Raw genomic sequence first — 25,888 nt, 5'->3', positions numbered from 1 at the left:
CAGAGCAGGTTCTGGGTTCTTTCTATAGAGCTGCAAAACCCCACCACTGACTCATCAGTTGACGTTTCAAACTCTAGGCATTGGGATAATCGCAGCCAACAGCATCGCTGTAAGAACCCTCTTCTTTACCCGAAAAAACCAGAACGATTTGCTATCCTGCGCCCCTTTCCCCCTCAGCAAGGAACGCCCGCATGACCCCGTCCATTGATGGCTGTACGCAAACAAGGGCTGGCAAACGGCGTTACCTGCCACACCTCCTGGCCCCAGCCTTCCTGCTAGGCCTCGCCCTAACCACTTCAGCAGCCCAAGCCAACCCCACCACCACCTACCGCGGCACCCTCGGTGCCACCCCGGTTGAGCTGGCGCTGACCTACGACTCGCAATACGGCGGCGGCTTCTCCGGTTATTGGTTCACCGAAGCCGAGCGCCTACCCATTCCTTTGGAGCTGACGCCGTTTCGCCAGGGCGCGGGGCTGCTGATCAATATCATGGACAACCCGACCCTGCCGGCAGCGGCCGTGTCGTTGCAGCCGTTCACTGAAGGTGCTGATGCGCTGCAGGGCTCGTTTGTCGATCTGCGCACGGGCGCGCAGCAGCCGTTGCGGTTGCAGCGGGTAACGCGTTTTGGTGACAGTCAGCGGGATGCCTTTGACGGGGAGTTGTTGCAGCCGGCGCAGGACAAGGATTTCTATTTCAGTGTGCATGCCGCGCGCAAGGCCGGGGAGGAGGTGGCGCGGGTGGACCGTATTCGGGTGATGAGTCGTGTCACGGGGGCGCAGGTGCAGGAGATCAGTGGGCCGTGGTGCATGCCTGCGGTTGGCACCGGGACGCTGACTTTCGGGCATTTCCAGGTCGGGTCGCCGATGGATTTTCAGGCCCAGAGTTATCGCCTGGCGGAGTCGGATGGCCGGCTGTTGTGCGGGCCCACTCAGTACTACCTGTACAACCGTGAAAGCCAGCAGTACCTGCGCCATCCGCTGCTGGAGCAGTTCGCCGTGGACGGTACGTTGCGCTTTTCGCCCAGTGGCCAGATGGAGTTCAGCAAGCAGGACTTTATCAATTTCGATCAGCGCACACGGCGCTGGGATTATTACCGGGTGATCAGCCCGGATCGGCTGGAGTTTCTGTCGTCGGGCGAGGAGCGTTTCTGATGGGGTGGGGTGATTTTTATCGCGGATTGGCGGCGGGGCTGCTGGTGCTGTGGATGCTGCCGGCGCAGGCGGCCCATGGGGTGTATGAGGGCACCCTGGGCAAGCAGGCGATTGTGCTGACCCTGGGTAACCAGAACGCCGTGTACCAGGGCACTTATGCCTACCAGCGCTATCGCACGCCGATCCGGCTCAAGCCGACCTTCAGTTTCAGCAATCAGGTGCTGGCCATGGATGAGCTGGACGAGCAGGGCTTGCCGGTGGCGCGTTTGCAGTTCAACGACTTGATGGTCAGCCGTCAGCGCGAGCAGGTGCGCGGTAGTTGGACCAGCTATCGCACCGGCAAGACTTTGCCCATCAGCCTGAAGCTGGTGGGCCTGGTGGATTCGGACCGTTCGTGGCCGCAGCCGAGCACGGCGCTGTTGCAGAGTGCATCCACCCCGCGTTGGTATTTCCAGTTGCCGATGCAGGGCAATGATCGGCGGGTGACGGCCATTGAGGTGCTGAGCAAGGCCACGGGCAAGCCCTTGCAGACCCTGGCGCTCTCCGAGCCGGGGTGCCCGAACCAGGGCGTGGATGCGTTGCAGGTGCAGACCGAGGGGGATCGCGTGGGGATCAGTTTGAGTGGCTGCACGTTGCCGGGGTATGCGTGGAATAAAGGCAGCGGGCGGTTTGAGGTGTTGCCGTGAGGCTGATCAGAACCTGCCAGTTAATCTGTGGAGCTCCCTATGTTGGATAAACCATCACCGGTGCTGATTCAGGTGTACATGGCCGATGACGATGGCGCCGTTCGCGAGGAGCTGCTGGCGCGGCAGATCGATGAGGACACTTACGAGTTGCTGTCCTCCCCGGGCCTGGCGCAAAACCTGGCGCGGGGCGATATCGTTTCACTCCGCAATCCCGATGCACCGGCTGAAGTGCTGCGTCGGGGCGGTAATTTCTGCATTCAGATCTATGCCGATTACATTGATCCGGAGGTGATCAGCGCACTTGAAAACGATGTCATTCGTGAGTTGAAGGGCACCTTGGATGGGGTGTGCGAAGGCAATTTGGCGTTGGCTGTTCCTGCAAAAAACGGGATGGAGAACATCAACAGGTTTTTCGACCGCTTCCGCGAAAAAACCGGGATCCAGTGGTACTACGCGAACGTCTATAAAAACCTCGATGATGATGAGGACGAGACGCTGTTGAATTGGTGGTTGGAGTGACCGGACTGTAGCCAAAGCGACCAAGTAACCGATCAAGTAAGCGACCAAGTAGCCCGGCAGCTTTGGGTCATTGAGGGGCGATGCGCCCAGGCAATTGTCCAACAAGCTGTTGGACAATTCTGTCCCCGCCGATGAGCCGTGCCGTTTCAGGCAATCTGCAGCCGGGGTGCTTTATGAACGCGTTTTACCAACAGCCCCAACCCGCCACCCACCAGCAATATCGCCGCCATAAAGTACATCGCCGCCTGGGTATTCCCCGTCACCTGGGTCAGCCACCCCACCACAATAGTGCTGAAGAACCCCGCCACATTGCCCAGGGTATTGATCAACGCCACGCCCGCAGCGGCTGCGGCGCCGCCCACCACAGCGGTGGGCAAGCCCCAGAACACCGGCAGGCTGCTGATCATGGCGGCGGTGCCGATGATCAGGCCGAACATGGCCAGCATCAGGTTGTCGCCGAAGAAGGTGCCGAAGGCCACGCCTAGCGCGCCAATCCCCGCGCAGACTGCCAGGTGCCAGCGGTACTCGCCGTGGCGGTCCGAGCTGCGGCCCACGATGACCATGGCCACCGCTGCGGCGGCGTAGGGCAGGGCGGTGAGTACGCCGATGGCCCAGGGCTGCTGCACGCCGCTGTTGCGGATGATGGTGGGCAGCCAGAAGCTGATGACGTATTGGCCCAGCACCAGGCAGAAGTACACCGCGCCCAGTAGCCATATTTGTGGGTTGAGCAGGCCGTCGCGCAGGCGGTGGCTTTGTTTGTGTGCGGCTTCGCGGTCGATGGCGGCTTGCATGCCGTGGCGTTCTTCCGGGGTGAGCCAGTGGGCGTCGGCGATGCGGTCGCGCAGGAGGAAGAACACCGCGGCGCCGAGGGCCACGGCGGGCAGGCCTTCGATGACGAACAGCCATTGCCAGCCGGCGTAGCCGGAGACGCCGTTGAGGTGTTGCAGGATCAGGCCGGAGATCAGTGAGCCGAACAGGCTGGAAATCGGCAGGGCCATGATGAACAGGGCCGTCATCACCCCCCGGCGTTGGCTGGGGAACCAGGTGGTGAGGTAGAAGATGATGCCGGGGAAGAAGCCGGCTTCGGCAATGCCGATCAGCAGCCGCAGCACGTAGAAGGTCAGCGGCGTTTCGATAAACATCATGGCCGCCGACAGCAGGCCCCAGGTGACCATGATCCGCGCGATCCAGCGTCGCGCGCCGAAGCGGTGCAGGGCGATGTTGCTGGGGATTTCGAACAGCAGGTAGCCGACGAAGAAGATCCCGGCGCCGAGGCCGTACACCGCTTCGCTGAACTTGAGGTCGTCGAGCATCTGCAACTTGGCGAAGCCGACGTTGACCCGGTCCAGGTAGGCCACCAGGTAGCACAGCACCAGCAGCGGGATGATGCGCCAGGCGGTCTTGCGGTAGGCCGAGTGCAGGGCCGCGTCGTCGAGGGCCGCGGGCGGCGGGGAAGGTTGATTCATGGCTAGCCTCTTTATTCTTGTTGTCGAAGCAATGGGTGAAACAGCGGTTCAGCCTTCGGGCAGCAGGCGGGTCGCGGGCCATTCGCCGGAGCGGCACATGTCGCGCACCACCTGGCCGATCAGGGCGGCGATCAGGGTTCGCAGGTTGCTGCCGGGCAGGGCCTCGCACACGCAGATACCCAGGGTGCGAAACACCACGCGCGGGGTGATGGCGTGGGCCACCAGCCGGCCTTCGGCGACTTCGCGCAGGGCCAGGTTGAGCGGCATGATGCTCGGGCCGATGCCGGCCTCCACCGCGCTTTTGAGGATGTGCACCGAGTTGACTTCCATGGCCACGGTCGCCGGCGGCAACTGCTGCTGGGCCACGGCCTGGTCGACAAAGGCGCGGGTGCTGTGGCTGTGGGCGCGGCTGGGGAACACCAGGGGCTGCGCCACCGCCTGGGCCAGGGTCACGTCGCCGGGAGGCGGCATGTGCGGGGCGCCGGCGCGGTGGATCAGGTAGAAGTCTTCTTCGATCAGCGGGCTGAAGCTGACTTCCGAGGGCAGGCCGATATCGGTGAACAGGGCGATGTCGACCCGGCCGCGCACCAGTTGGTCCACCAGGTTGCCGGTGAGTTCTTCATTCAAGTGCAGTTGCACCTGGGGGTAGGTGCGGGCCACGGCCTGCATCAGCGGCAGGGCGACGATAGTGGCCACGCTTTGCGGCAAGGCGAGCACGATCGAACCGCTCAGGGTCGCCGCTTGCGGGTTGACCGCGGCCTTGGCCGCGCTCAGGTGCTTGAGGATGCCCTGGGCGTATTCATAGAACACCTTGCCCGCCTCGTTGGCGACGATGCCGCTGTTGCTGCGATGGAACAATACCGCGCCGAGTTCGGCTTCCAGGGCCGACATCTGCTTGCTCAGGGCCGATTGCGCCACGTGCACCTCCCGCGAGGCCCGGGACAGGCTGCCGGCATCGACCACGGCGACGAAGTATTTGAGTTGCCTGATTTCCATAAGCCTTCCTTGCGCGCTGAGGGCCGACGCCTATTCGACTGGCGTGCCGCGGACGAAGATCTTGCCCGGGTTCATCAGCTGCTGCGGGTCGAGGGCGGCCTTGATCGCGGCCATGATATCCACCGCGTTCTGTCCGTGTTCCAGGCTCATGAAACCTTGCTTGGTCAGGCCGATGCCATGCTCGCCGGTGCAGGAGCCGTTCATGGCGATGGCCCGTTCTGCCAAGCGATGGGCCACCTCTTCGGCGCGCTGCACTTCGGTCGGGTCCTCGGGGTTGACCAGGATAACCGCATGGAAATTGCCATCGCCCACATGGCCGAAGATCGGCGCCAGCAGGCCGTTTTGCTCCAGGTCGGCAGTCGTGGCTTCGATGCATTCGGCCAGGCGCGAGATCGGCACCACGGCGTCGGTGGTCAAGGCCCGGCAGCCGGGGCGCAGGGCGATGGCGGCAAAATAACCGTCGTGCCGCGCCTGCCACAGGCGGCTGCGGTCTTCGGGGTGCACGGCCCAGTCGAAGTCCTGGCCGCCGTGTTCATCGGCCAGCATGCGGATGGTCTCCACCTGTTCCTTGACGCTGGCTTCGGAGCCATGCAGCTCGAAAAACAGCGATGGCGCCTCGTGCAACTGGGTCTTGCTGTAGGCATTCAGAGCGCGGACGGTGAGGGCGTCGATCAGCTCGATACGGGCAATCGGCACCCCCAGCTGGATAGCCTGGATCACCGTGCGCACCGCCTGGTCGACGCTGGGGAAGTTGCACACCGCGGCGGAAATCGCTTCCGGGATCGGGTGCAACTTGACCGTCAGTTCCGCGACCGTGGCCAGGGTGCCGCCGGAGCCGATCAGCAGATGGCCCAGGTCATAGCCGGCCGCGGATTTACGCGCCCGACCCCCGGTGTGAATCACCCGGCCATCGGCCAATACCGCGGTCATGGCCAGGACGTTTTCACGCATGGTGCCGTAGCGCACGGCGTTGGTGCCCGAGGCCCGGGTCGCGGCCATGCCGCCCAGGGAGGCATCGGCGCCGGGGTCGATGGGGAAGAACAGGCCGGTGCCGTGCAGCGCTGCGTTCAGCTGCTTGCGGGTCACCCCGGGTTGCACGGTGACGTCCATGTCGTCGATGCGCACGTCCAGAATCTGGTTCATCGCCGACAGGTCGATGCACACCCCGCCATGCAGTGCATGCACCCAACCCTCCAGGGAACTGCCGCTGCCGTAGGGAATGATCGGCACCCGGTGACGGTGGCAGGCCTGCTGCACGGCGACGATTTCATCCAGGCCGTTGACGAAGGCCACGGCTTGCGGCGGCATGGGGTCGAGGGCGGAGATATCGCTGCCATGGTGTTCGCGAACACTGGCCGAGGTGCTGAAACGTGGGCCCAGCAACAGCGTCAGTTCATCCAGCAGGGCGTTGGGCAGTGGCGGGGAAGCAGGCGTAGCGGTGGCGGTGGGCAGCATCGAGCAGTCTCCGGTTTTATTGTTCCTCGGGTTCGGCGGCTTGGCCGTGGGCCCGGGGCGGGGGAGTTGCCCATATCCTAACTGCATACAGGGGGTGTGGGTCGTGCAGAATTGAGATGGCGCTATCGCGCAGGCAGATGGTGGCGGGCGCGGTTGGCATTGCAAGCGAACACCACTACGCCCCGTTCCGTGTCACCCCTGATCCTTGCACCTGACCAGCGCCAGATACACCCCGGCTTCTTTCCCGGGCTCGATGTAGTGCGCATCTTCAAGGTCCGTGACCTTGGTCGGCGCCATCACCAGTTCCAGTTGCGGTGCACCTTCGTACCAGGGGTCGGGGTCATTCAGCCCGTGGCTGAAGGCGTCGAGGAAGGCCTGGCAGCTGTCGAATTTGCCGTAGCTGTAGCCGCCTTGCTGGTCGCTGTAGAAGCGCGAGTAGGTCAGGAGCACGATGCCCCAGCGTTCGATGCGCTCCTTGGGGGAGGTGCGGGGAATCGCCTTGGCCAGGTCGTTGCGGATTTGCCAGATCTTGTCGTAGGTATTTTTGTTGTTGTGCACCACCTTGAATTCGAGGGCGGTGGAGGGCTGTTCGGCGTAGCTGTCCTCGACCCAGATATCCACCTTGCGCCGCTCGGCGGCGATCAGCCAGCGCGGGACGTTGGTGCGCGCGGCCAGGTCGCCTGAGAGGCGGTAGTCGATGCGTTCGTCGAGTTGGCCGCCGAGGTTGAGTTTGTCGCGGTGAATGTCGAGCAAGGCGGCCGATTCCAGGCTCAGCCACAGCTCGGGGGCGACGGTGACGACGATGGATTTGAGCACGCGCTGGCGTTCTTCCTGTTGCAGGTGCGCCAGCAGCAAGTTGGCAAATGGGGGAACAAAGGACATGGGATTTCCGTATCAGGGTTGAAAGGTCCGTGGCGTCATTTGCCCAGGACTCGCTGGGCAGTCAACAGCGCGCGGATCATGGCATGCCTTTTTAATACCGTCAGCTGTGGGCCTTATCCTGGCGACCAGGCCTGTGGCATTGCAGCAAATGCCCAAGGCGCCGATACAGGGTGTATGGTTCTGCTGGACCGCCCGCTGGCGGCGTGTTCAGCATGACGGCGCTGTTGCTCGGCCCTGGGGTTTGTCACTGCCCCTGGGGGTGACGATCCTGAGCTTCGCGCCTTTTTGACGATTGCCTATTGCACCGGTGCTGCCCTATTGAAACGCGATCTTCGGCTTGCCTCACTGTTGACCTACCTGGTGTGTTCATCGGTCATTCTGTTGACGCTGTGGCAGGTCTGGACCGCTCGCGACAACACCCTGAGTGATATCCAGACCGATACGGTCAACCTGACCAACGCCCTCAACACTTACACCGACGGCATCTTCAAGCAGAGCGAGCTGGTGCTGATCGGCCTGGCCGAGCGGGTCGAGCACCTGGAGGATGATCCGCGCCAGATGTCGCGTTTGCGGGGGGTGGTGGCGCAGCAGATGGCGGCGTTGCCGCAGCTCAATGCGATGTTCTGGTACGACGCCCAGGGCGATCTGAAGTTTTCCACGGTGACGGCGTTGGGCCCGATGAATGTCACCGATCGCGAGTTTTTCACCTACCACCGCGACCACCGCTCATGGACCGCGTTTATCGGCCCGGCGATTCGCAGCCGTGCCACCGGCGACTGGGTGATCCCGGTGAGTCGGCGCATCGACTATCCCGATGGCTCCTTTGCCGGGGTAGTGTCGGTCAGCATCGGCCTGGATTACCTGTTGGGTTTCTACAAGCGCATCCACGTCGGCGACACCGGGGTTATCAGCCTGACCTCGTCCCAGGGGCGCCTGCTGTTGCGTTATCCGTTTCACGAAGCGGACATCGGCCGCGACCTGTCTTCGGCGCCGATCTTTGCCCAGGCGCTGGAGGAGCAGGATTGGGGCACTGCGGATTTCGCCTCCAGGGTCGATGGCATGCGCCGTCTGTATGCCTTTCGCAAAAGCGACCAATACCCGCTGGTGACCACCGTTGCCGTGGGCCGTGACGAGGCCTTGCAAGGCTGGTGGAGCCAGACCCGGCAATCGATGGCGGTGGTCCTGCTGCTGTTGGGGCTGGTTCTGGTGCTGGGGCGGCGTTTGATCACCCATATCAACCGGCGGATTGGCGCGGAGCAGGCGCTGCTCGCCAGCCAGGGCACCCTGCTGGAACTGAACCAGGCCCTGGAGGTGCTGGCTTCCCAGGACAAGCTCACGGGGCTGGCCAACCGTCGCAGTTTCGACGGCTTCCTGGACATCGAATTCAAGCGTGCTCGGCGCACGGGCAACCCGTTGTCGCTGGTGCTGATCGATGTCGATGTGTTCAAGCGCTACAACGATCACTACGGGCACCTGGCAGGGGATGAATGCCTGAAAAGCATCAGCCGCCTGATCGAGGAGTGCGTGCGGCGCCCCGGGGACCGGGTGGCGCGCTACGGCGGCGAAGAGATTGCCGTGGTCCTGCCCAATACCGATGAAGCCGGGGCGCGCGCCGTGGCCGAAACCATCCGCCAGACCATTGAGCGCGCGGGCCTGCCGCACCTGGGCAGCCCGTTCGGGATCATTACCGTGAGCCTGGGGGTGGCCACCTGGGTGGCGCAGGATGAGCCCTGCGACCCAAGCCAGTTGATCGAACTGGCGGACCAGGCGCTGTACTCGGCCAAGGCCCAGGGCCGCAACCGCACTCACACCTTCGCCCATCCGCCCATCCACGCCCTGTAGCCGCTGACCCGCCACGCGAGGCTGCGACCAGCAACAGGGCGTGCCGCCGCGTGCCCGAGCCTGCGCGGCGGGTCAGCGGTTACAGAGCCGGTTCAGGAGTGCCACGTGCCGGCTGGGATGCGGCCTGGGCGGCGCGCTGCAACTGGCTGGCGACCAGGGTGTTTTTCAGCAGGTAGGCAATGGTCATCGGCCCCACGCCGCCCGGCACCGGGGTGATGGCGCTGGCCACGGTGCGCGCGCTGGCGTAGTCCACATCGCCCACCAGGCGGCTGCCGGACTCGCCGGCAATCCGGTTGATCCCGACATCGATCACCACCGCTCCGGGCTTGAGCCAGCTGGCGTCGATCATCTGCGGCCGGCCCACGGCCGCCACCACGATGTCTGCCAGGCGGCACAGCGCCGGGGCGTCGACGCTGCGCGAGTGCACCACGCTGACCGAGCAATGGGCCTGCAACAGCAGGGTGGCCATGGGTTTGCCGACAATGTTCGAACGGCCGATGACCACCGCGTGCAGGCCGCTCAAGTCACCGCAGGTTTCGTGCAGCAGGCGCATGCAGCCGCTGGGCGTGCACGGGGTCAGGACGTCGATGCCCTGCACCAGGCCGCCGACGTTTTCCCGGTGGAAACCGTCCACGTCCTTGATCGGGTCGATGGCATGAATCACCGCCTGTTCATCGATATGGGCCGGCAACGGCAGTTGCACCAGGATGCCGTTGACCGTGACGTCGGCGTTGAGCCGGGCGATCAGCGCCAGGACTTCGGCCTGGCTGGCGTTGGCGGCCAGCAGGTATTCCAGGGAGCGGATCCCGACTTCCTTGGCCCGTAGCAGTTTGTTGCGCACATACACCTGGCTGGCCGGGTCTTCACCGACCAGGACCACCGCCAGGGCAGGGAAAATCTGTTGCCCGGCCAGGGCCAGGACCTCTTCCCGGACCTCGTCGAGGACCAGGGCAGAAATGGCCTTGCCGTCGATATCGCGGGCAAGTGAAGGGGTGCTGCTGATCAAAGGCGTCACCTTGAGCGTGAAAGAGTAAGGGGCGAGGCGGTCATCGGGCGGCGGATGGCCTCAATGCCGGAGCCGAGACCTGAAGCCGCGAAGCAGGCTACCAGTTGCTGGCGGGCCTGCACCAGCCGCAGTCCTGCTGCCAGGATGACGCAGAGCAAGAGATCGGCAGTTTTTGCCATGCGAGGCGATCGGCGGCGCCCTATGGGCCCAGCCAGGTGAATATGCACGCTGTAGCCGCTGCCGAGCCCGCGAGGCTGCGCTGACCCTGGAGAACGCCGGCATTGGGTCAGGACAACCGGCCTTCAGCATCGTGCGCGATAGCGCCCTGGGGTCATGCCGAACCAGCGCAGGCAGGCTTTGTGGAAGCTGCTCTGGTCGCGAAAGCCCAGCAGGGCGCCGATGTATTTGACGCTGCGGGTCGAGTTGCGCAGGAAGTTATGGGCGAGCATCAGCCGCGCCTCATCCTGCAGCGCCGAGAAATGCATGTCTTCATCCCCCAGTCGCCGTTGCAGGCTGCGGGCGCTGACCCCCACCACCTGGGCGATATGGTCCAGGTTGCTCGACCCGCCCTGGGCCAGCCGCTCGGACAGCACGCGCCGCACCTGGGCGGTCATCGAGCCACTGAGCAGTTGGTTGAGGCGGGTGCGGGCGTATTCCACATGCAGCACGTCCAGGGCCGGGTCGGCGCTGGGCAGGGCGATCGCGCAATCGCTGGCGCTGAAGGTCAGGCTGTTGTGCGGGGCGTCGAACTGCAGGTTGTTGCCCAGCAGGCGCCGCAACAGGCGGGTGTCCTCAGGTTCGGGGTAGGTAAAGGCCGCCGCCAGGGGCTGGGGCTTGTGGTTGGGCAGCAGCCAGTGCACCAGGCCCAGGGTCTGCGCGGTGCCTGCGTCGATAAACGGCCGCGGGGTCAGCGAGGGTTCGTTGGTGATGTCGAAGCCGATCAGCTTCAACGCATGGGGTTTGCGTTCCAGGCACATGCAAAAGCCATTGCTGACCAGCGAGTGGTAATCCACCAGCCGCTGCAAGGCCGCGCCCAGGGTCGCGCATGACATCACCGCGTAACCCAGCACCTCCAGATTGGCCGGGTGTGCACGGGTATAGGCCAACAGCCCGAGGTCGGCATTGCCGGTGCGTTGTACCGCTTCTTCCATGACCTTGTAGACCAGTTCCAGTTTGACGCCCTTGGGGTTTGCATAGACGTCCTCGCCACTGTCGAAATGCTTGAGCAGAGCGTCAACGTTAGCTCCTGCATCACTCAGGGCATGGGCAAGCACCCGAAAACTGGCGCTGGTCATTCTGTGCATAGTTCTTCCTGGACTAGTGGCTAAGTGATATCGCGCGGGCCGTTGCATGATCGCAATAAACAAATGGCCGCAGTCGATTAACCGGGTATGCGCGTTTCCCAGGACAAGCGAAAGGTACCCGGGAACACTTCCGGGCAGCTCTCCGAGGGTCGATCATGGCCGGCAATCAACCATGGCTGCGGCGCGCAACTCGCCGTGGCCCTGCCTATGGACGTGTCATGCAAAGAGTCAGGGACTTTTACCGGGAGCTGTCACGGGGCCAGTTGCTGTTGGCCTTCCAGCCTGTGGTGTGGCTGCCGGGCAGCAGCCGCGTGTTGTATCAGGAGGGATTGCTGCGCCGTGCCGATGCCCAGGGGCCCGAGAGTTATCCCTTCGCCCTGATGGAGCAGCACCAGATGATGCGCGACCTCGACCGCAGCGTGGTGCAGTGCGTGATCGACCGGTTGCTGGCCGATGAGCACCTGCGCCTGGGCTGCAATATCTCTGCGCAGAGCGCGATCATCGACACCTTCTGGCAGGAGATTCTGACCCAGCTGCGGGGCACGCCCTCGGTGGCCTCGCGGCTGGTGATCGAGATCACTGAAAGCGCCCGCCCGCCCAGCACCGGGGCGGCCATCGAGTTTGTCCTGTGCTTGCGCGAGCTGGGTTGCCGGGTGGCCATCGATGATTTCGGCTCGGGCCTGGGCACCCTGGAATTCATCCGCAAGACCCGCCCCGACATCGTCAAGATCGATCAGGGCTACCTGCAGCGCGCCCGCCTGGAAACCAATAGCGCCCAGACCCTCGGCCACCTGGTGCAACTGTGCAAGACCCTGGCGCCCTGCGTGATTATCGAAGGCATCGAAACCGAGGCCGACCTGGCCCTGGCCACCGCCTGCGGCAGCGAGTGGGGCCAGGGTTACCTGTTCGGCCGGCCCCGGGCCGACGCCCTGGGCGCCAGTTGTCGCTTGCGTGATCGCCCGCTGACTGCCTGAGGCCCGGGCTCCGGGGTCAGTGTTCCGATGGGTGCTGCAGCTCGTATATCTCCTCGGGCGTCAGCGGGGCCACGGGGGCGGGGTCGTAGTCATAGGGCTGCATTTTTGGCCGCTCTGGCTGGACCGCATCGTAAGGCAGCAGCACGGTGTCGATCAGCGCATCCGCCGGCAGGGTGACGACGATATAGACCGGGCACACCACCGTGACCCAGCATATGCCCCGCAGGATTTTGCCGTAGCCCATCTCATACCCGGTGAGCAGCTGGGCGCTGGTCTTGGTCCCACGGTAATAGCGGTCGTCGCGCCAGTCGTAGGTCCCCGGAACCCGGGCCATATAGGTGCCGCAGCCGGAAAGCAGCAGCGTATTGAGCAGTAGCAAGCGGGCGAGAATCTTGATGATGAGGTTTCCAGGGAGCAGGGCCGGACAGCAAGACACCCGGCGCAGCACCGGGCGAGCAACGGGTTGAACGCGGGTCAGGCGTCGACGGGCAGCATCACGGTGTCGACCACCACATCGGCCGGCAAGGTGACGATGGCCACGACCGGGCAGACGATGGTGAACCAGCAGAAGATCGTGGCGTAGCCGTCGTAGCCGCGTGCGCCGTAGGTGGTGAGCAGCGCGACGTTGGCCGAGGTGCCCTGGTAGGTCCCCGAACCGCTGGCGTTGGAGCTGAGGCGGGCAATAAAGGTGCCGCAGCCGGTGAGGGACACCAGGCAGAGCACGAGCAGGATATTGAGCGTTTTGATGAGGCCATTCCTTAGCGAGCGGTTTTTTCCGCGCGCATGGTCGCAGAAGCCTGGGCTTGACGCTAGATTGTTCGCCCTCAATCAACGACTAACACCGGGGAGCTGGCTGGCGATGACGATTTACCGCACCACAGGTGAGTTATTTATCGAAGAACCCATGCCCTGGGGCCTGCGCGGCGACCCGTATTTATGGCGGGCCATGGCCGCGCATTTTGCCGATACGCCGCTGCCGGCAACGGCGGCAGAACTTGAGGATTCGATCACCCAGGCGTTCGAGCGGCTGACTGGCAAACCCCTGGCGACGCCAACCCATTTTTTCGTCGAAACCTTCGCCCATGGCGGCATGAGCAGCGGCGGCATTTCCCCGCAGTTCTGGCGCGAAAGCGCGCTGCCGCTGCTGCTCGGGCGCCTGGCTGCAGGCTGATCAGCGCGCGGGGATCAACCCCACCAGGTCGGTATCACCCACCTCCACCCCGGCCTGGGTCAGCAGAGTCGTGGCCTGGCCCCGGTGGTGGGTCTGGTGATTGAAAAAATGCAGCAGCAGGGCGTAGAGGTTGCGCGCGCCGGTTTCGCCTTGCAGGTTGCGGTACTGCAGGTCGTGGTCGAGGTCGGTTTCGCTCAGGGCCTGGGTCCAGTCGAGCAACGCCTGGTCCAGTGCCTGACGCTGTTGCCACAGGGCCCGAATGTCGGGCGCCAGCAACGCCTTGAGATTCACCGGCGGCGCCATCTGCCGCAGCGGTTCCAGTGCCTCGTGCCGCGCCGGGTGTCCGGCAAAACGCTGGAGCCAGACGATGTCACCCGCCAGCAGGTGATTCAAGGTCCCGAGGATCGAGCCGAAAAAGGCTTGGCGATCGAGGGCGATGGCGCTGTCCGGCAGGGTCATCGCCGCGGTGTACAGGTTGTGGTTCATCCACTGGTTGTAGTGGGCCATCAGGCACAGGTGTTCGGTGCGGGTCATGGTGCAGTCCTGCAGGTCGTGGTCGCTGGGCAAGGGCGACAGCTTGGCCTCGCCCAGGATCGCGGCGCAAGAAATAAGCGCCTTTTTTTCAAGGCCGGCCAGGCGGGCGATCATTCGCGGGACGCGATCAGGCGCAGTCAATTATCCTGCGCGCCAAACGTTGATGAGGGAACACGGTGAACGACTCGGAACAGGTGGCGCTGTTTGTCCTGCTCAAGGCCTTCGACAGGTTGGGTTTTTGGCTTGAAGGGCAGGGCATCGCACTGCCGCAGCAGGCGCATCGCTTTATCGACCTGGCCTGGGGCTGCCTGGCGGCGGGAGCTGCGACCTTGAACACGCAGGCCCTGGACGCTGCCATAGACGCAGCAGTGGTCGATGAGCAGGGCGCAGGCACCGCCGAGATTCTGAAAAACCTTTACCTGTATGCGCTTGCCGATTTCGCGATGTTTTTCTCCGAGGCCACGCCCGCCAGTTTGAGCGCAGCCGAAAGCGCTATCGTCGATGCCTATGACTATGGGGCAGGGCAACAGTATGTGCTTGAGCGCAAGCAGGGTAAGGCGGTGGTGTTGAGTGTCGAGGATGAGCAGGCAATCGCCGGGATGCCGCTGTACCGTGATGCGGTTGCCTCATTGCACGCGGACCGGACCTTCGCCCAAGGCCTGGGCGACTGGGCCCGGGTCTTGGAGTATCGCTGAGCGGCCGTTATCCATCAGCGGTATGCCTGCCTGAAATCAAAGTGCTTGATCCGGATGTCCATGACGAACCAAGGAGCGCGTTGTGCAAGACGCAGTCGCAGTAGAAACCATCAGGGCCGCGTTGTACGCCACCACCGGCAAGAAGGTCGGCAAGCGCGTGCAGGCACTGGCCATCGAGCATGCCAGCCTGGCCTTGAGTCACGAGCATTACCCCGACGCGGGTTTTGCCCTGCTGCTGGAGATACTCACGGTCGATGCGTTGTTCAATAAGCGCGGCATCGAGTATTTCCTGGTGAACCTGGCCGCCGACATGCACCAGTTGTCGCTGGCACAACGACAGGCGTTGTTGCAGGTGGCCGGCGAAAACTACCCTCGCTACACCTCCCTGGACGGATGTTGGGTCCTGGGTGATCTGATTGCCCGGCACTATGAAAAATCCCAGGCCATGGCCTTTTTCAAAAAGGTCTTTCGCAGCGCCAGCGCCGAAGGTCAAGAGGGCGTGGCCCTGGGGCTGGATGTCATTGCCCGCCATGCAAAACGCGACCCGGGAGTGGTCAGGGAAGTGCAGCGGATCTTGAGGTCCGCGTCGTGAGGCAGCAGGAGCAAGGGGCACAACATGTTCGATGAATACCGGACGGATACCGCCGTCTACCAGGCGCTGGAGCGCCACTTCAGCGAGTTTTTCCAGGCTGAAATCAAGCGCCGGCAGGCAGACGCCAACCTGATGAAAACGCCGTACTACAGGACCACGTTCGCCAATGGCCAGCCGTTTTTTGACGGCAATCCGATCTTCTCCGCCAAACATGAACGCACGGGCGACACCTTCAGGGTGGTGCTCGACGAGGACATTCAGCCACTGTGTTCTTACCTCGACAAAGAGGGGCAATCCGAGCGGGTGATTGTGGGCCATGTCTCGGCGCTGGCCGACATCCGGCAGCAAGTGGCGCAGTGGATAGCCGTGCAGCTCGGCGTTTGAACAACCCTTGCCCGAGGGGGGAATGGGGCCTGACTCCAGACGTGTGCATGGCTCCTTCCAGCCATTAAAAAAACCGCCCCTTTGGCCCCGATAACATCGTTTCTCGGGGCGTGGGCTTTTCTCTATATTGGCCCGCAGATCCAGCGCAGTCCCTGACTGCGCGCCCTTTAGCGTGAGCCTTCACCATGAATAAGAAACCTGAAAGCACAGGGCTGCACTCTGCCGGCACCGGGACCCGCGTGGTCTGGGGCGGCGAGCAGGTCAAGCACCCCTACAACGCCACCCAGACGCCGATTGTCGCCAGTGCCGCCTACGGCTACGACGACATCGACCAGTGGTACGACGTGGCGCTGGGCAAGGCACCGGGCTTTATCTACAGCCGCATGAGCAACCCCACGGTGGAGGTGCTGGAAGCCAAGCTCTGCGCCCTGGAAAACGCCGAATCCGCCGTGGCCTTCAGCAGTGGCATGGCCGCCATCAGCAGCGTGCTCTACAGCTTTTTGCAGCATGGCCAACGGGTGGTCTCGACCAAGGACAGCTACGGCGGCACCAACAAGATTTTCGAAGAGTTCCTGCCGCGCATGGGCGTGGCGGTGACCCTGTGTGAAACCTTCGACCATCAGCAGATCGAACGGGAAATCGCCAAGGGCTGCGACGTGCTGTACCTCGAGACCCCGACCAACCCGACCCTGAAAATCGTCGACATCCAGCGCCTGGTGGCCGCGGCGAAACAGGTCGGTGCGCTGGTGGTGGCCGACAATACCTTTGCCACACCGCTGAACCAGCACCCCCTGGCCCTGGGGGTGGACGTGGTGATCCACAGCGCCACCAAGTTCCTCAGCGGCCACGGCGACGTGTTGGGCGGCCTGGTGTGTGGCAGCGAAACGCTGATGGCCCAGGTGCGGCACTACCGGGAAATCAACGGCGCCGCCCTCGACCCGTTTTCGGCGTACCTGATCATCCGCGGCATCAAGACCCTGGCCCTGCGCGTGCGCCAGCAGCAGCATAGCGCGCGGGCCCTGGCTGAGTTCCTGGGCAGCGAGCCGCTGGTGGAGTCGGTGAATTACCCGGGGCTGCCCAACCACCCGAATCACGCCGTGGCCTGTGCGCAGATGCGCGGCTTTGGCGCCATCGTCAGCTTTGTGCTGGTGGGCGGCATGGACACGGTCAAGCTGCTGCTGCCGCGCCTGCGCTATGCCCATTGCGCCGGCAACCTGGGGGCGGTGGAAACCATCTACGGTCCGGCGCGCACCACCAGCCACGTTGAAAATACCCTCGAAGAACGCCTGGCCCTGGGCATTTCCGAAGGCCTGGTGCGGGTCTCGGTGGGCATTGAAGACACCGACGATCTGCTCGCCGACCTGAAGCAGGCTTTCGCCTGGGTCAGACGTTCACTGCAGCCGGACGCTGCGGTCCAGACATCCCTGGCCGAACCCTGCGTTGAGGCCGCCAACTGAGTTCAGCCACACCCCCTCACGGCAAGGTCGCCGTGAGTTCTCCATGAAGAGCCAAAAAAAATAAAAACCTGTCGGCATCGCCTTTGATTTCTGCCCGTGTCTGTGACGCAGACGTCGACCCTTGCCCTGACCCCTTTCATGAGAAAAATCATGTCCAGTACCCCACAACAAATCGCCGCGCGCAGCGGCTTCAAGCAGGAAATGCAGACCCGCCACATCGTCATGCTGGCCTTGGGCGGCGTGATCGGGACCGGGCTGTTCCTGACCTCCGGTTACACCGTCAACCAGGCCGGTCCTTTGGGCGCGGTGATCGCCTACATCATCGGCGCGCTGATGGTCTACATGGTCATGATGTGCCTGGGCGAACTGGCGGTGCAGATGCCGGAAACCGGCTCCTTCAGCACCTACGCCACGCGCTTTCTCGGCCCGGGCACCGGCTACACCGTGGCCTGGCTGTACTGGCTGACCTGGACCGTGGCCATCGGCTCGGAATTCACCGCCGCCGGCATTCTCATGTCGCGCTGGTTTCCCGACACCCCGGTGTGGATCTGGAGCGCGCTGTTCGCCGGGGTGGTGTTCCTGACCAACGTGGTGTCGGTACGCCTGTTTGCCGAGACCGAGTTCTGGCTGTCGCTGGTGAAGGTGATCACCGTGGTGGTGTTTCTGCTGATCGGTGGCGGGGCGATTCTCGGCCTGTTGCAGATCGATCAGGTGCACAGCATCGGCCTTGGCAACTTCACCCGCGAGGGCCTGTTCCCCACCGGTTTCATGCCGATTGCCATGACCTTGCTGGCGGTGTCGTTCGCGTTTTCCGGCACCGAGCTGATCGGCATCGCCGCCGGTGAAACCAAGGACCCGCAGCGCAATGTGCCGCGGGCGATCCGCACCACCGTGCTGCGCCTGGCGATCTTCTTTGTCGGCACCATCTTCGTCCTCGCCACCCTGTTGCCCCGGGAGCAGGCCGGCCTGGTGGAGAGCCCGTTTGTCACGGTGTTCACCTACATCGGCATTCCGTACTCGGCTGACATCATGAACTTCGTGATCATCAGCGCGCTGCTGTCGGCCGCCAACTCCGGGCTGTATGCCGCCTCGCGCATGCTCTGGACCCTGAGCGACCAGGGCCACCTGCCCAAGCAGTTCTCGGCCCTGACCCGCATGGGCACGCCGCTCAACGCGATCATCGTGAGCATGGCCGGCGGCGCCGCGTCGTTGCTCAGCAGCGTGTTCGCCGCCGACACCATCTACCTGGCGCTGGTGTCGATCTCCGGGCTGGCGGTGGTGGTGGTGTGGATGAGCATCGCCGCCAGCCAGATCGGCTTTCGTCGGCACTATGTGGCCAATGGCGGGGATATCCGCGACCTCAAGTTCCGGGTTCGCGGCTACCCCTGGGTGCCGCTGGGAGCGCTGGCGTGCTGCGCCCTGGCCTGTGTCGGCATCGCCTTCGACCCGGAGCAGCGCGTGGCCCTGTACTTCGGTTTGCCGTTCATCGCCTGGTGCTATTTCGTGTATTACATTACCCGCACCAGCCGCGAGCGACGCTTGTCGCTTGCTTCCTCGGCACACCCGGCAGATGCGCTCCAGGCGCGCTCCACGGGTTGAACACGCGCGTTCGGTGTCGGGGGCGTCAATGAGGTTCGGGTCATGAAGCAAAAGACATTACCGCCACTGAACTGGCTGCGGGCCTTCGAGGTGTCGGCCCGCTGCCTGAACTTCACCCACGCCGCCGAGGAACTGTTCCTGACTCAGGGCGCGGTCAGCCAGCAGATCCGCCAGCTCGAAAGTCACCTCGGGGTGGCGCTGTTCAAGCGCCTGCCCCGGGGCCTGGGCCTGACCGAAGAGGGCCAGGCCTACCTGCCGGTGGTGCAGGACGCCATCACCCGGCTGGCGGTGGGCACCAACGAAATTTTCGGCCAGCACAAGCGCCGGCCGCTCAAGGTGCGCGGCAGCCTGTCGTTTTTCGTGCACTGGCTGGCGCCCAAGCTGGTGGATTTTCGCCAGGCCCATCCCCACGTCGATATCCGCTACATCAGCAATATCTGGGTCAAGGAACTGGACGGCGAGGACGACATGGAAATCCGCTGGGGCCACGGTCAATGGCCGGGGCTGGTGTCCCAGCGCCTGACCTGGGACACGCTGTTCCCGGTGTGTTCGCCGGCGCTGATGGCGCGCTCGCCGCTGCGGGTGCCGGCAGACGTGGGCGAGCATCCGCTGCTGCACGTGCTGGGTTACGAAGAGGGCTGGGGCTACTGGTTGAACATGGTCGGCGCCGAGGGCGTGGACTCGTCCACCGGCATGCAGTTCGACACCCTGATTTCCACCCTGCGCATGGCCGAGCTGGGGCAGGGCATAGCCCTGGCGCGCTCGTCGATGGTCGATGAAATGCTGGCTGACGGGCGCTTGATCGAGCCGTTTACCCAGCGCATCGAAGCCAGCGAATCGTTCTATCTGGTACGCGGTTCCGGGGCCGATCAACACCCCGATGCCGTGATGTTTTCCACCTGGCTGGTTGAGCAGGCACACCGTTTCAAATAGATGGCTGGAGCCACCCATGCGTTATGTCAGTACACGGAGTTCGGCGTTGCAGGCCGATTTCGAGAAGGTGGTGTTGTCCGGAATAGCCGACGACGGCGGGCTGTTCGTGCCCCTGGAACTGCCGCTGTTCAGCCCCCAGGACATCGGCAACTGGTCGACCCTGGCCTACCCCGAGCTGGCCTATCGGGTGATCCGCCCGTTTGTGGGCGAGTCCATCCCCGACGCCGATCTCAGGCAACTGCTGGAACAGGCCTACAGCGGTTTCAGCCATCGTTCCGTGGCGCCCTTGCATCAGGTCGACCGCAACGAGTGGGTGCTGGAGCTGTTCCATGGGCCGACTCGGTCCTCCAAGGATTTTGCCGCGCGCCTGCAGGCGCAGCTGGTGCAGTACTTCCTGGGTAAACGCCAGCGTCGCGGCGTGGTGCTGGGGGCCAGCAATGGCGATACCGGGCTGGCGGCCATCGACGCCTTCAAGCACTGCGAGCAGGTCCAGGTCGTGGTGTTCTATCCACCTGCGGCGGTGCCGGCGCAGCAGTTGCGGGAGTTGCAGGCGGTGGCCCACCCCCGGGTGCATCGGTTCGAGCTGGAGGGCAGTTTTGACGAGTGCCAGACCATCGTCAGCCAGCTGTTCCGGCACTGGCCCTGCGCGGGCTACGAAGCCATCAGTTTCAACTCCAGCAACTGGGTCGGGGTACTGGCGCAGCTGGTGTTTTATTTTCATGCGGTGCTGCAACTGGGGGGCGGCCAGCGGCCCATCGGGTTCAGCGTGCCGGCGGCGAGTTTCGCTGAAGTCTATGCCGGCTACATCGCGCAGAAGATGGGCCTGCCGATCACTCAGATGATCGTGGCCACCAATCAGAATGACGCGCTGCACCAGTTGTTCCTGAAGAATCACTACTCCCGTTCGCGGGCCAATAAAACCCTGTCGCCGGCCATGGACCTGTCGATCTTTTCCAACCTCGAGCGCTTCCTCTGGGAACTCTACGGCCACGACGGCCAGGCGGTCAGCGGCTTGATGGCGGCGTTCGAAGCGTGCGGCGAAATGACCCTCGGCAACGAGTTCTGGCTGCAGGCGCGGATGATCATCGACTCCTATGCGGTCAGCGATGACCAGACCCTGGAGGAGATCAGCTCGTTGTACCGCGACACCGGCTACGTCATCGACCCGCACACCGCCACCGGAGTGCTGGCGGCGCGCCTGTACCGGCGCAGCCTGGTGGCGCCGATGGTGACCCTGGGCGAGATCTGCCCGGGCAAGTCGGCGCTGTTGCTGGCCGAGCTGGAGATCCCGGCACCGCCGGCCCGGCCCGTGACATCGACCTCGGCGTCGGACCAAGTGTATCGGCTGCGTCCGGACCAGTTGGACATCATTCATCAACGGCTGGGCGCGCTGTGAACGCGCCGCACCGGGAGGTTCTGTGAAGCGAATTCTCGACCCGCTGGATGAGCGCATCATCGCCGAGCTGCGGCTCAATGCCCGGGCTGCCCATGCGGAGCTGGCGGCCAAGGTCAACCTGTCGCGCAACGCCGTGCGCCAGCGCATCGAGCGCCTGGAACGCGACGGTGCGATCCAGGGTTACACCGTGCGTGAAGGGGAAGGGCGGCAGGCATCGGCCACGATCAATGCGGTGATCTTCGTCTACCGCTACGACCGCATGCGCGGCGCCGAAGTTTTGCAAGCCCTGCGCGCCATGCCGCAAGTCACCCAGTGCGACGTGATGAGCGGCGAATTCGACCTGATGCTGCGCGTCGGCGCCGCCTCGGCCCAGGGCGTGCACCAAGTCTGGAACGACATCGCCGCGCTGCCCGGCGTCGAAAACACCGTGACCTCCTTCGTGTTGTCCTCGGTGGTCTAACCCCGATTGCCTAAAAGGCGCAGCCTGCGCTGGCCCTCTCATACGCCGGTGACGCATCAGGCGACCGCATCGCTTTGCAGAGCCCGCGTCCGCACGCAGCCCAGCGGCAACCGACCTGTGGCGAGGGAGCTTGCTCCCGCTCGGCTGCGCAGCAGCCGCAAACCCTGCTACCCGTTTCTGCCTGAATGCACGCGGTATCTGTTTTGGGCCCGTTTCGCGCTCGCCACGGTACACGCCGCTATCGAGCCTGCGAACCCAACCACCCGCCCTGTACCTGACGCTCCTCGGCGCCCTCAATGGCCAGCGCAGCCTATCGGCAGCGGCTACAGGTGCCCCGGCCCGGAACACGTCCGCGCCCTGGTCAAAACGCTCAATAAATAGAGCAAATTGGCCTATTTCACTGCCCTGGCCGCGTCCCTAATCTAGTGCCCAACAACCCCTCACCCGGATCAAGGGCCATAACAAAATGACTGAATACAAACTTGCGCTGGTGGGCTTCGGTGGTGTCAACCGGGCCTTGGCCCAACTGATTGCCGAGCGCAATGCGCGCTGGAAAACCGAGCTCGGCTTCACCCTGAAAATCGTCGGCGTGACCGACCTGTTCCTCGGCTCGCTGATCGGCCGCGAAGGCCTGGATGCCGGGGTGCTGGCACGCCTGCCAGCGGTCAAGGGGGCCTTTGCCCAACTGCCGGGCGGCAGCGCCGAGGCGCAGAACGCGGCAGTGATCAAAGACTCCGGCGCCGACATCATTGCCGAGGCCACCTTCACCAACCCGGTGGACGGCGAGCCGGCCACGTCGTTCTGCCGCTGGGCCCTGGAAAACGGCCAGCACGTGGTCACCACCAACAAGGGCCCGATCGCCCTGCACGGTCCAGAGCTCAAGGCCCTGGCCCAGCGCCATGACGTCGGCTTCGAATACGAAGGTGCGGTGATGAGCGGAACCCCGGTGATCCGCCTCGCCAAGCAGACCCTGGCCGGCAGCGAACTGAGCGGTTTCGAGGGCATCCTCAACGGCACCTCCAACTACGTCCTGACCCGCATGGAAGGCGGCCTGGGCTTTGCCGAGGCGGTCAAGGAAGCCCAGGTCCTGGGTTACGCCGAAGCCGACCCGACGGCTGATGTCGAAGGGCATGACGTACGCCTCAAAGTGGTGATCCTGGCCAACGAGTTGCTGGGCGCCAGACTCACCGTCAGCGATGTCAGCTGCAACGGTATTTCCGCCCTCGACCTGGCCGACATCGAACAGGCCCGCGCCGACGGCGCACGCTGGAAACTGATCGGCGCCGCCACGCGCCACGCCGATGGTTCGGTGAGTGCCAGCGTCGAGCCGCGCCTGTTGGGCAACGATCACCCGCTGGCCGGGATCAGCGGCGCCACCAATGCGGTGTCGTTCAACAGCGAGCTGCTGGGCGCGGTCACGGTCTCCGGACCGGGCGCCGGGCGCATGGAAACCGCGTTCGCTCTGCTCTCGGACATCATCGCCATCCACCGCCGCGTTGCGCAGCACTAGGAGAAGGCCTGTGAACCTATCGCGTCTGGCCCTGGCGGTTGTCGAATCGCCGATTGATGTACTGAACCCCTTTGATGGCAGCCTGGTGGGCAGCGTCGAGGACATGAGTGCCGCCCAGGTTCCGCAGTTGCTGGAACAGGGGCGCAGCGGCGCGCGGGTGTGCGCCGGGTTGCCGCGTTATCGCCGCGCGCAGATCCTCGAACAGGCGGCCCTGAATGTCGAACGCGACGCCCCGGCCTTTGCCCGGTTGATCGTCGACGAGGCCGGCAAGACCCTCAAGCAGGCACAAAAGGAGGTCAAGCGCTGCGTCAACACCCTCAAGCTGTCGGCGGAGGAAGCCCGGCGTAATGCCGGGGAAGTGGTGCCGTTCGATGCTTACGAAGGTTCCGAGTCGCGCCAGGGCTGGTTCTCCCGCGAGCCCCTGGGGCTGATCGTGGCCATCACCCCCTACAACGATCCGTTGAACCTGGTGGCCCACAAGCTCGGCCCGGCGATTGCGGGTGGCAACGCGGTGATTCTCAAGCCGTCGGAGCTGGCGCCGCTGTCGGCCCTCAAGCTGGTGGCGTGCCTGGTCGAGGCCGGCCTGCCGCCATCGGTGGTCACGGTGGCCACCGGCGGTGCCGAGTTGGGCAAGGCCCTGGTGGCGGCCCGTGAGGTGCGGATGATTTCCTTCACCGGCGGTTTTGTCACCGGTGAACAGATCGCCCGCGGCGCCGGCCTGAAAAAGCTGGCCATGGACCTGGGCGGCAATGCGCCGGTGATTGTCATGGGCGATTGCGACCTGGAGGCGACGGTCGACAGTTGCCTGTCCGGCGCTTTCTGGGCCGCCGGGCAAAACTGCATCGGCACCCAGCGCCTGTTGATCCAGGCCTCGATCTACGAGGCGTTCCGCGAGCGTTTTGTCAGCCTGGCGCAGCAGTTGGTGACCGGTGACCCGTTGCTGGCCAGCAGCGACATCGGGCCGATGATCAGCGTGCAAGCGGCGCAGAATGCCGAACAGGTGGTCAACGAAGCCCTGGAGCAGGGCGCACGCCTGCTGTGCGGGCACCGGCGCGAGGCTTCGTGCTACGCCGCCACGGTGCTGGAAAACGTCGATCACGCCAGCCGCCTGTGGCGCAACGAGGTGTTCGCCCCGGTGGTGGTGCTGGAGCCGTTCGAGACCTTCGATGAAGCCATCGAACTGGCCAACGAACCGGAATACAGCCTGCATGCCGGGATCTTCACCTCGAACCTGGCCACCGCCATGAGCGCCGCACGACGCATCGAGGCGGGCGGGGTGATGATCAACGACTCATCCGACTACCGCTTCGACGCCATGCCGTTCGGTGGCTCCAAGTACGGCAGCATGGGCCGTGAGGGCGTGCGTTTCGCCTATGAAGAAATGACCCAACCCAAAGTGGTGTGCCTCAACACCCTGGGTTAGCGGTCACGGTTCCAGGTCAACGGTCGTTGCGCACCGGGCAGGTTTGGTCACCTGCCCGGTGTTTTTTTGTGTGGCTGCTGCTGAGCCTGTGAGGCTGCGCTGGCCGTCCAGCCCCTGTGGCGAGGGAGCTTGCTCCCGCTGGGTCGCGTAGCGGCGCTGAAACCTGGCGCCTCGGTTTTTTGGGTGTGCATATCCGTTGCTGCGGGTGTGGCGGGTATAGGTTCTGCCCTTACGGCGGGTCACTTTCGAAAAGCGCGAAAGTAACCAAAGCGCTCTTGCCCCACCACTCGGTGCCTCGCCTAGGCTCGTCTGAATTTCTGTAGCCGCTGCCGAGGAACGAGGCTGCGCTGGCCCTTGAGGGCGCCGTGGAGTGTCAGGTGTATTTGCGGCGGTTCAGATGGCCTGCGGCAGCGGCTACAAGACGCTAAACACCGCATCTTTTACCGTTACCCCCAACAGCTTTTTCAATACTCGGGATGCTGCGGCAAGTCGTCGGTAATGCTGAACCAGGGCGCCTTGCTGGCGACAAACACATGGCGGCTGGCGCGCACGCCGGGGTCGGTGTCCAGGGTGCCAAGAGGCACGCCGAGAATCTCGGGCTGTGTGTCGAAACGGGTTAGCAGGCTGGAACCGCAGCGTGAGCAAAAGCCTTTGTGCTCGCCTGGGGATGATTCGTAAAAGGTGATCAACTGCGCCCCGGCGGTGGTGGTCCAATCCGCGCTGGCGATTTTGGCCCGGGTGCGAAACGCGGCTGCGTGCAGCTTGCGGCACATCGAACAATGGCAGTTCAGTACATCGTTCAGCGGCCCGTTGATCTGGTAGCGCACCGCGCCGCACAGGCAGCTGCCCTGGTGAATTTTGTGTTGGTCAGTCATGCCGTTCTCCCTTGAATAAACCTTGGTCCGCAGGCCCGGTCACTGTAGCTCCGTGGCCGGTGGCGGGGGCTTCAATCTAGTCGCCGCCCGCGTGCTACAGAAGGTCGGGAACGGTCGGCGAGTGGGAGTTTTCCGCCATTAAGCCTCGGCTAAGCCTCGGCGTCGTTCTCGAGTGCGTCGGCCTCGCGCTCGCGACGAAAGCTCATGATGTACGGCAGTTTTTCCTCGATCCAGTCCACCAGCGCCTCGACCCGTTGCGCAGCTTCCTGGCCCAGGGGTGTGAGGTTGTACTCAACATGGGGTGGCACCACCGGCAACGAGTGGCGGTGTACCAGGCCATCGCCTTCAAGGCCTTGCAGGGTCTGGGCGAGCATTTTTTCACTGACCCCGCCGATCTTGCGCCGCAGGTCGCTGAAGCGCTGGGTGCCGCCAAGCAGCACCACCAGCACCAGTACGCCCCAGCGATTGGTCATGTGCTTGAGCACATCCCGGGACGGGCAGTGGGCGTCCATCAGTTCGCCGCGTCGCAGCTTGGCGCTCAAGGGCAGGGGCAGGTCTTCGGAAACGCTCATGGTACT

27 protein-coding genes are annotated in these 25,888 nt (G+C 64.0%); 16 read left to right on the top strand and 11 right to left on the bottom strand.

What is annotated here, in order from left to right; all coding sequences use genetic code 11:
• Positions 1-191: 191 nt before the first annotated feature.
• The 3 genes from AC19YX_RS26370 to AC19YX_RS26360 are packed head-to-tail and all read left to right on the top strand — an operon-like array spanning position 192 to position 2,356.
• Positions 192-1,151: a hypothetical protein gene (locus AC19YX_RS26370; protein ID WP_500607372.1), complete on the top strand. Its 960-nt coding sequence runs from the start codon at positions 192-194 to the stop codon at positions 1,149-1,151.
• On the top strand, positions 1,151-1,837 hold the full coding sequence (locus tag AC19YX_RS26365) for a hypothetical protein (RefSeq protein ID WP_500607371.1): 687 nt from the start codon (positions 1,151-1,153) through the stop codon (positions 1,835-1,837). The genes AC19YX_RS26370 and AC19YX_RS26365 overlap by 1 nt, the downstream gene beginning before the upstream one ends.
• A gap of 39 nt (positions 1,838-1,876) precedes the next feature.
• Positions 1,877-2,356 carry a DUF4265 domain-containing protein gene (locus AC19YX_RS26360; RefSeq protein WP_500607370.1) on the top strand — a complete coding sequence of 160 codons (480 nt, stop codon included), beginning with the start codon at positions 1,877-1,879 and terminating at the stop codon, positions 2,354-2,356.
• A gap of 146 nt (positions 2,357-2,502) precedes the next feature.
• Here AC19YX_RS26360 and AC19YX_RS26355 read toward each other — a convergent pair whose 3' ends face one another.
• The 4 genes from AC19YX_RS26355 to AC19YX_RS26340 all read right to left on the bottom strand — a co-directional run bounded on the left by AC19YX_RS26355 (position 2,503) and on the right by AC19YX_RS26340 (position 7,155).
• Positions 2,503-3,822: an MFS transporter gene (locus AC19YX_RS26355; RefSeq protein WP_500607369.1), complete on the bottom strand. Its 1,320-nt coding sequence runs from the start codon at positions 3,820-3,822 to the stop codon at positions 2,503-2,505.
• Positions 3,823-3,870: 48 nt separating this feature from the next.
• Complete coding sequence (locus tag AC19YX_RS26350) at positions 3,871-4,818, bottom strand: LysR family transcriptional regulator (protein WP_078468548.1); 948 nt, start codon at positions 4,816-4,818, stop codon at positions 3,871-3,873.
• A 30-nt stretch (positions 4,819-4,848) separates the two neighbouring features.
• Positions 4,849-6,273 carry an FAD-binding oxidoreductase gene (locus AC19YX_RS26345; RefSeq protein ID WP_500607368.1) on the bottom strand — a complete coding sequence of 475 codons (1,425 nt, stop codon included), beginning with the start codon at positions 6,271-6,273 and terminating at the stop codon, positions 4,849-4,851.
• A gap of 192 nt (positions 6,274-6,465) precedes the next feature.
• Positions 6,466-7,155, bottom strand: coding sequence for a hypothetical protein (locus tag AC19YX_RS26340; RefSeq protein ID WP_500607367.1), 690 nt, complete (start codon positions 7,153-7,155; stop codon positions 6,466-6,468).
• A 318-nt stretch (positions 7,156-7,473) separates the two neighbouring features.
• Between AC19YX_RS26340 and AC19YX_RS26335 the strand changes: the two genes are divergently transcribed.
• On the top strand, positions 7,474-8,997 hold the full coding sequence (locus AC19YX_RS26335; RefSeq protein WP_500607366.1) for a sensor domain-containing diguanylate cyclase: 1,524 nt from the start codon (positions 7,474-7,476) through the stop codon (positions 8,995-8,997).
• Between the two features lie 79 nt (positions 8,998-9,076).
• Here AC19YX_RS26335 and AC19YX_RS26330 read toward each other — a convergent pair whose 3' ends face one another.
• The gene (locus AC19YX_RS26330) at positions 9,077-10,012 is read right to left on the bottom strand and encodes a bifunctional 5,10-methylenetetrahydrofolate dehydrogenase/5,10-methenyltetrahydrofolate cyclohydrolase (RefSeq protein ID WP_201131602.1); all 936 of its coding nucleotides are present in this window, start codon (positions 10,010-10,012) and stop codon (positions 9,077-9,079) included.
• Between the two features lie 293 nt (positions 10,013-10,305).
• Complete coding sequence (locus tag AC19YX_RS26325) at positions 10,306-11,307, bottom strand: AraC family transcriptional regulator (protein WP_078468552.1); 1,002 nt, start codon at positions 11,305-11,307, stop codon at positions 10,306-10,308.
• 218 nt (positions 11,308-11,525) lie between these two features.
• On the opposite strand from AC19YX_RS26325, the gene AC19YX_RS26320 reads away from it, so the two are divergent.
• On the top strand, positions 11,526-12,281 hold the full coding sequence (locus AC19YX_RS26320) for an EAL domain-containing protein (protein WP_201131601.1): 756 nt from the start codon (positions 11,526-11,528) through the stop codon (positions 12,279-12,281).
• Positions 12,282-12,297: 16 nt separating this feature from the next.
• On the opposite strand, the gene AC19YX_RS26315 is transcribed toward AC19YX_RS26320, so the two are convergent.
• The gene (locus tag AC19YX_RS26315) at positions 12,298-12,660 is read right to left on the bottom strand and encodes a YceK/YidQ family lipoprotein (RefSeq protein ID WP_238596102.1); all 363 of its coding nucleotides are present in this window, start codon (positions 12,658-12,660) and stop codon (positions 12,298-12,300) included.
• Between the two features lie 95 nt (positions 12,661-12,755).
• Positions 12,756-12,992, bottom strand: coding sequence for a YceK/YidQ family lipoprotein (locus AC19YX_RS26310; RefSeq protein WP_238596103.1), 237 nt, complete (start codon positions 12,990-12,992; stop codon positions 12,756-12,758).
• Between the two features lie 148 nt (positions 12,993-13,140).
• Between AC19YX_RS26310 and AC19YX_RS26305 the strand changes: the two genes are divergently transcribed.
• Positions 13,141-13,452, top strand: a complete 312-nt coding sequence (locus tag AC19YX_RS26305) for a hypothetical protein (RefSeq protein ID WP_500607365.1) — start codon at positions 13,141-13,143, stop codon at positions 13,450-13,452.
• Here AC19YX_RS26305 and AC19YX_RS26300 read toward each other — a convergent pair whose 3' ends face one another.
• A complete protein-coding gene (locus AC19YX_RS26300) occupies positions 13,453-13,986 on the bottom strand; it encodes a DinB family protein (RefSeq protein WP_500607542.1) in 534 nt (177 codons plus the stop codon). It lies immediately after the preceding gene.
• Positions 13,987-14,162: 176 nt separating this feature from the next.
• Between AC19YX_RS26300 and AC19YX_RS26295 the strand changes: the two genes are divergently transcribed.
• The 10 genes from AC19YX_RS26295 (at position 14,163) to AC19YX_RS26250 (ending at position 24,435) form a co-directional block, all read left to right on the top strand.
• Complete coding sequence (locus AC19YX_RS26295) at positions 14,163-14,681, top strand: hypothetical protein (protein WP_500607364.1); 519 nt, start codon at positions 14,163-14,165, stop codon at positions 14,679-14,681.
• Between the two features lie 82 nt (positions 14,682-14,763).
• Positions 14,764-15,273 carry a hypothetical protein gene (locus AC19YX_RS26290; protein WP_500607363.1) on the top strand — a complete coding sequence of 170 codons (510 nt, stop codon included), beginning with the start codon at positions 14,764-14,766 and terminating at the stop codon, positions 15,271-15,273.
• Positions 15,274-15,297: 24 nt separating this feature from the next.
• Complete coding sequence (locus AC19YX_RS26285; RefSeq protein WP_500607362.1) at positions 15,298-15,657, top strand: hypothetical protein; 360 nt, start codon at positions 15,298-15,300, stop codon at positions 15,655-15,657.
• Positions 15,658-15,842: 185 nt separating this feature from the next.
• Entirely contained in the window at positions 15,843-17,114 is a 1,272-nt protein-coding gene (locus tag AC19YX_RS26280; RefSeq protein WP_500607361.1) for a cystathionine gamma-synthase family protein, read from the top strand.
• A 150-nt stretch (positions 17,115-17,264) separates the two neighbouring features.
• Entirely contained in the window at positions 17,265-18,713 is a 1,449-nt protein-coding gene (locus AC19YX_RS26275; protein ID WP_078468559.1) for an amino acid permease, read from the top strand.
• 42 nt (positions 18,714-18,755) lie between these two features.
• Positions 18,756-19,646, top strand: a complete 891-nt coding sequence (locus tag AC19YX_RS26270) for a LysR substrate-binding domain-containing protein (RefSeq protein ID WP_078468560.1) — start codon at positions 18,756-18,758, stop codon at positions 19,644-19,646.
• A 16-nt stretch (positions 19,647-19,662) separates the two neighbouring features.
• A complete protein-coding gene (gene thrC, locus AC19YX_RS26265; RefSeq protein WP_500607360.1) occupies positions 19,663-21,042 on the top strand; it encodes a threonine synthase in 1,380 nt (459 codons plus the stop codon).
• A gap of 22 nt (positions 21,043-21,064) precedes the next feature.
• Entirely contained in the window at positions 21,065-21,502 is a 438-nt protein-coding gene (locus tag AC19YX_RS26260; RefSeq protein WP_078468562.1) for an Lrp/AsnC family transcriptional regulator, read from the top strand.
• A gap of 466 nt (positions 21,503-21,968) precedes the next feature.
• Positions 21,969-23,012 (top strand): homoserine dehydrogenase, encoded by a 1,044-nt coding sequence (locus AC19YX_RS26255; protein WP_500607359.1) that lies wholly within the window; start codon positions 21,969-21,971, stop codon positions 23,010-23,012.
• 10 nt (positions 23,013-23,022) lie between these two features.
• Complete coding sequence (locus AC19YX_RS26250; RefSeq protein WP_078468564.1) at positions 23,023-24,435, top strand: aldehyde dehydrogenase family protein; 1,413 nt, start codon at positions 23,023-23,025, stop codon at positions 24,433-24,435.
• 464 nt (positions 24,436-24,899) lie between these two features.
• Here the strand turns inward: AC19YX_RS26250 and AC19YX_RS26245 are convergent, their stop codons facing one another.
• Together AC19YX_RS26245 and AC19YX_RS26240 are read right to left on the bottom strand one after the other, a co-directional pair.
• The gene (locus tag AC19YX_RS26245) at positions 24,900-25,310 is read right to left on the bottom strand and encodes a GFA family protein (RefSeq protein WP_078468565.1); all 411 of its coding nucleotides are present in this window, start codon (positions 25,308-25,310) and stop codon (positions 24,900-24,902) included.
• 149 nt (positions 25,311-25,459) lie between these two features.
• Positions 25,460-25,882: a winged helix-turn-helix transcriptional regulator gene (locus tag AC19YX_RS26240; protein WP_500607358.1), complete on the bottom strand. Its 423-nt coding sequence runs from the start codon at positions 25,880-25,882 to the stop codon at positions 25,460-25,462.
• Positions 25,883-25,888: the final 6 nt, after the last annotated feature.

The sequence above is a fragment of the Pseudomonas sp. MF09150 genome (genome assembly GCF_059862355.1).
This window is presented reverse-complemented; position numbering and strand designations above follow the sequence as displayed.